The sequence below is a fragment of the Microbacterium umsixpiens genome, from assembly GCF_053543675.1.
This window is the reverse complement of record NZ_JBLVOH010000178.1, coordinates 9,982-15,037: the sequence shown is the minus strand read 5'-3', so window position 1 is coordinate 15,037 and position 5,056 is coordinate 9,982. Positions and strand designations below refer to the sequence as shown.

The 5,056-nt window shown below is 65.0% G+C and carries 2 protein-coding genes and 1 pseudogene; all 3 read right to left on the bottom strand.

Annotated elements, in window-relative coordinates; translation table 11 throughout:
• Positions 1-546, bottom strand: a pseudogene (locus tag ACNPM4_RS17010) (hypothetical protein); the annotation flags it as partial.
• A 70-nt stretch (positions 547-616) separates the two neighbouring features.
• Positions 617-4,135 (bottom strand): DNA polymerase III subunit alpha, encoded by a 3,519-nt coding sequence (gene dnaE / locus ACNPM4_RS17005; RefSeq protein ID WP_029261576.1) that lies wholly within the window; start codon positions 4,133-4,135, stop codon positions 617-619.
• Between the two features lie 72 nt (positions 4,136-4,207).
• Positions 4,208-5,056: hypothetical protein (locus ACNPM4_RS17000; RefSeq protein ID WP_448986467.1), on the bottom strand; the 849-nt coding region annotated here is incomplete at its 5' end.

Genomic DNA, 5,056 nt, shown 5'->3' with positions numbered 1-5,056 from the left:
ATGCGCGAGCGTGACGAGGCGGCCGTGGAAGTCCTCCTTGAGACCCGGAATGATCGGGGCGAAGACTGTGAGCACGACCAGCGCGAGAGACGTGATGACCATCCCCACGCCGTTCCACGGGAGCCCCCAGTAGCCGGTGGCGATCAGCCCGGAGATCGAGAGCCACAGATTCCCGACCCAGACGACGGCCGCGACGGAGAACGCCACGGAAGCGAACTGGTCGATGCCCAGCGAGCCCACTCGGCGGATGCCATCCGGCGAGAAGCGGCGCAGCACCAGCAGGAAGACGGCCACGGTGGGAAGCGCGATGGGGAGGATCCACTGGATACCGATCCCCCAGAGCGAGAGGCCGCCGGTCAGCGGGAAGAAGGACAGCACGAAGGCCACCACCCATACGCCCACGATCAGCAGTTCACGCAGCGTGAATCCGAGAATGCCGAATTCCGGAGTCACCTCGTCGTCGTAGAGCACGCCGTCGTCGTCGCTGAAGATCGAGTCCTCGGGGTCCGACTCGGGAAGGTCGGGTTCGGAGGTGTCCGTACTCATGGTGGTCCTTTCGTCACAGTGCTCGACGGGGGTGTTCGTCGTGCTGCCGACGGCTCACGATCCTACCCGCTCACCCCAGACAGGTGGGTCCGAGCAGTGACTTGAGGTCACCGAAGAGGTCTGCGGAGACCTTGACCGGCATCGGCACTTCGAAGACCTTCGCGGTCCCCCCACGATGCACGCGGAGCAGCACTTCGGTATCGCCGTTGTGGCGGCGAAGCACCTCGGCGAGCTCGGTCATCACCCGCTCCGTCGCGCGCTGCTCGGCGAGGACGAGCGACAGCGGACCCGCCGCATCGAACGAGCCGATGTCGGGCGCGAACGCCGATTGGGCGTGCAGGTTGAGCCCGTCGTCACGTCGGGAGACTCGTCCGCGGACAGCGAGGATCGCATCCTGCTGCAGCGTGTGCTGGAACTCGGTGTAGGTCTTCCCCATGAACATCACGGTCACCTCGCCGTTGAAGTCCTCGACGGTGATCATGCCGTAGGGGTTTCCGCTGGCCTTGGCGACGCGGTGCTGCACGCTGGTCACGAGTCCGGCGACCGTCACCTGATCGCCGTCCTGAAGGTCCTCGGAGTTGTTGAGGTCGTGGATCGAGATCGACGCGTGCTTGGCCAGCGGGACCTCGAGGCCCGCGAGCGGGTGATCGGAGACGTAGAGGCCGAGCATCTCCCGCTCGAAGGCGAGCTTGTCCTTCTTGATCCACTCCGGGCGGGCGGGCACCTTGGCGGGAGCCGCCTCTTCCATGCCGTCGTAGAGGCTGTCGAAATCGAAACCGATCGCTCCCTGGGCCTCATTGCGCTTACGGTCGACGGCTGCCTCGACCGCGTCCTCGTGTACCTCCATGAGAGCCCGCCGCGAGTCCCCCATCGAGTCGAAGGCACCGGCTTTGATCAGCGATTCGACGGTGCGCTTGTTCGAGACGTGCAGAGGGACTTTGTCGAGGAAGTGATGGAACGAGGTGAACCGCTCGTCCTTTCGAGCCCGCACGATGCCGTCGACGACATTGCTGCCGACGTTGCGCACAGCGCCGAGACCGAAGCGGATGTCATCGTCGACGGCCGCGAAGTAGTTGATCGAGTCGGACACGTCGGGAGGGAGCACCTTGATGCCCATGCGACGGCACTCGTTGAGGTACAGCGCCATCTTGTCTTTCGAGTCACCGACGCTGGTCAGCAGTGCCGCCATGTACTCGGCGGGATAGTGCGCCTTGAGGTAGGCGGTCCAGTACGACACGAGGCCGTACGCGGCGGAGTGGGCTTTGTTGAACGCGTAGTCCGAGAACGGAAGCAGGATGTCCCAGAGGGCCTTGATCGCCGCCTCTCCGAATCCGCGCTGCTTCATGCCCCCCGCGAAGCCCTCGTACTGCTTGTCGAGCTCGGACTTCTTCTTCTTTCCCATCGCTCGGCGCAGGATGTCTGCTTGTCCGAGGCTGAATCCGGCCACCGCCTGAGCGATCGCCATCACCTGCTCCTGGTAGATGATGAGGCCGTAGGACTCCTCCAGGATCTCCGCCAGAGGCTCCTCGAGCTCAGGGTGGATCGGCGTGATCTCCTGTAGACCGTTCTTGCGCAGCGCGTAGTTCGTGTGGGAGTTCGCTCCCATGGGGCCAGGGCGGTAGAGGGCGATGAGGGCCGAGATGTCACCGAAGTTGTCGGGCTTCATGAGGCGCATCAGCGAGCGCAGCGGCGGACTGTCGAGCTGGAAGACACCCAGGGTGTCGCCGCGCGCGAGCAGTTCGTACACCCCGGGATCATCGAGGCCGAGGTGCTCGAGGTCGAGTTCCTCGCCACGGTTCGTGCGGATGTTGTCGAGCGCGTCGGAGATGATCGTGAGGTTACGGAGCCCCAGGAAGTCCATCTTGATCAGGCCGAGCGACTCGCACGACGGATAGTCGAACTGCGTGACGATCTGACCGTCCTGCTCCCGCTTCATGATCGGGATGATGTCGAGCAGCGGGTCGGACGACATGATCACGCCGGCGGCGTGCACGCCCCATTGACGCTTCAGACCTTCGAGACCGAGCGCGCGGTCGAAGACCGTCTTCGCCTCGGGGTCAGTCTCGATCAGCGCACGGAACTCGCTCGCCTCTTTGTACCGCGGGTGCGCCGAGTCGAACATACCGTCGAGGGGCATGTCCTTGCCCATGACGGGCGGCGGCATCGCCTTGGTCAGACGCTCCCCCATGCTGAACGGGAAGCCGAGCACGCGGCCCGCATCCTTCAGCGCCTGCTTGGACTTGATGGTGCCGTAGGTGACGATCTGGGCGACGCGCTCCGAGCCGTACTTCTCCGTGACGTAGTCGATGACCTCGCCACGACGGCGATCATCGAAGTCGACGTCGAAGTCGGGCATCGAGACGCGGTCGGGGTTCAGGAAGCGCTCGAAGATCAGGCCGTGCTCGAGGGGGTCGAGGTCGGTGATCTTCATCGCGTACGCGACCATGGAACCGGCACCGGAGCCGCGCCCGGGACCGACGCGGATGCCGTTGTCCTTGGCCCAGTTGATGAAGTCGGCGACGACCAGGAAGTACCCGGGGAAGCCCATCTGCAGGATGATGCCGGTCTCGTACTCGGCCTGCTTGCGCACCTTGTCGGGGATGCCACCCGGGTACCGGTAGTGCAGGCCTGCCTCGACCTCTTTGATGAGCCAGCTGTCTTCGGTCTCGCCGTCCGGCACCGGGAACCGCGGCATGTAGTTCGCCGAGGTGTCGAACTCGACCTCGCAGCGCTCGGCGATCAACAGAGTGTTGTCGCAGGCCTCGGGGTGATCGCGGAACAGCTGCCGCATCTCCGCGGCGGTCTTGATGTAATAGCCGTCGCCGTCGAACTTGAAGCGGTTCGGGTCGTCCATGGTGGAGCCCGACTGCACGCACAGCAGAGCCTCGTGCGCATCGGCCTCGTGCTGATGCGTGTAGTGCGAGTCGTTGGTCGCGACCAGCGGGATGTTCAGGTCTTTCGCGAGGCGGAGCAGATCGGTCATCACCCGACGCTCGATGGAGAGACCGTGGTCCATGATCTCGGCGAAGTAGTTCTCCTTGCCGAAGATGTCCTGGAACTCTGCCGCCGCCGCCCGTGCCGCGTCGTACTGCCCCAGCCGGAGCCGCGTCTGCACTTCGCCCGACGGGCACCCCGTCGTCGCGATGATGCCCTTGCCATAGGTCTGGAGCAGCTCGCGGTCCATGCGGGGCTTGAAGTAGTAGCCCTCCATGCTCGACCGTGAACTGATCCGGAAGAGGTTGTGCATGCCCTGGGTGCTCTGGCTCCACATCGTCATGTGGGTGTAAGCGCCCGAGCCGGAGACGTCGTCGCTCTTCTGGTCGGGCGAGCCCCACTGCACGCGCGTCTTGTCGCTGCGGTGTGTGCCCGGCGTCATGTACGCCTCGAGCCCGATGATGGGCTTGATGCCCGCATTCCGCGCCGCGTTGTAGAACTCGAACGCCGCGAAGGTGTTGCCGTGATCGGTCACCGCGATGGCCGGCATGCCGTAATCGGCGGCCGCCTGGGTCATCGCATTGATCTTCGCCGCACCGTCCAACATGGAGTACTCGCTGTGCACATGAAGGTGGACGAAGGAGTCGGATGCCATGCCTTCGAGTCTACGGCGGAGCCCCGACACCGCAGGTCGGTGTCGGGGCTCGTTGCCGGCGATCGGCGACCGCTACGGACCCGAATTCACGAGGGAAACGGTGTACGTCGTCCGGATGTCGGGCACGTCTGCGGGCACCATGTCCCCCGAAGCACCGGACTCACGGTCGTAACGCACAGTATGGACAGTCACCCATCCCGTCGTCTCGTCGACGAGCATCGTCTCGGTCCGCGGGGAGTACTGTTCTCGGCGGACCTCGAAGCTGACGGTCCCGTCGTCCGACGGTGTGGTCCGCGCGAGGCCACTCAGAGTCAATGCACCCATGTACGCCTCGCGAACATCGGCCGGCGCGAAGTTCGACAGCAAAGTGGACGTCATGTTCTCGAGGAGTGCATCATCCGTCTCCTCCTGGCCGGACGTCCATGAGCCGACGACCGTCCGCAGATGATCGAGAAGTGCGTGCGGTTCCCGCGGAAGGTCCGCGTAGTACTCCGTCGAACCCACGGGGGGAAAAGCGTCGCCCGCCAGCCCACCCGTGCTCCACGTCTCCCCGACATTGCCGTCCATCGGCATGAGGGCGTTCCACCTCTGCTCCTCATCGGGCCCTTGCACCCCAGGGAAGAGCGTCACCTTCTCGGCCGTGGGGCCGTGCGCCTGATACCAATCGCCCGAGCGATCCGCGGGAACGTACTGCTCGTCGTGATCGCGCGCCAGCAGAGCGGAGACGGGTGGGGACGACGACTGGGTCGTCCAGGCCCACGGGAACACCTCCCCTGACGAGGATCGGTAGTGCAGACGTTCGGTGACGCTGACGATGTGGAGGTACTGCCCCGCCTGCGGGGTCGTACCGGGGAAAGGCTCGGTCGTCCCGGTTCCCGAGGTCGCGGAGGGCTGCGGACTCGGGACGCCTGCGGCTGCGGC

What these genes read in the sequence shown, in the direction of transcription:
- dnaE (WP_029261576.1), bottom strand. Translation starts at nt 4,135, where the DNA reads ATGGCATCCGACTCCTTCGTCCACCTTCATGTGCACAGCGAGTACTCC.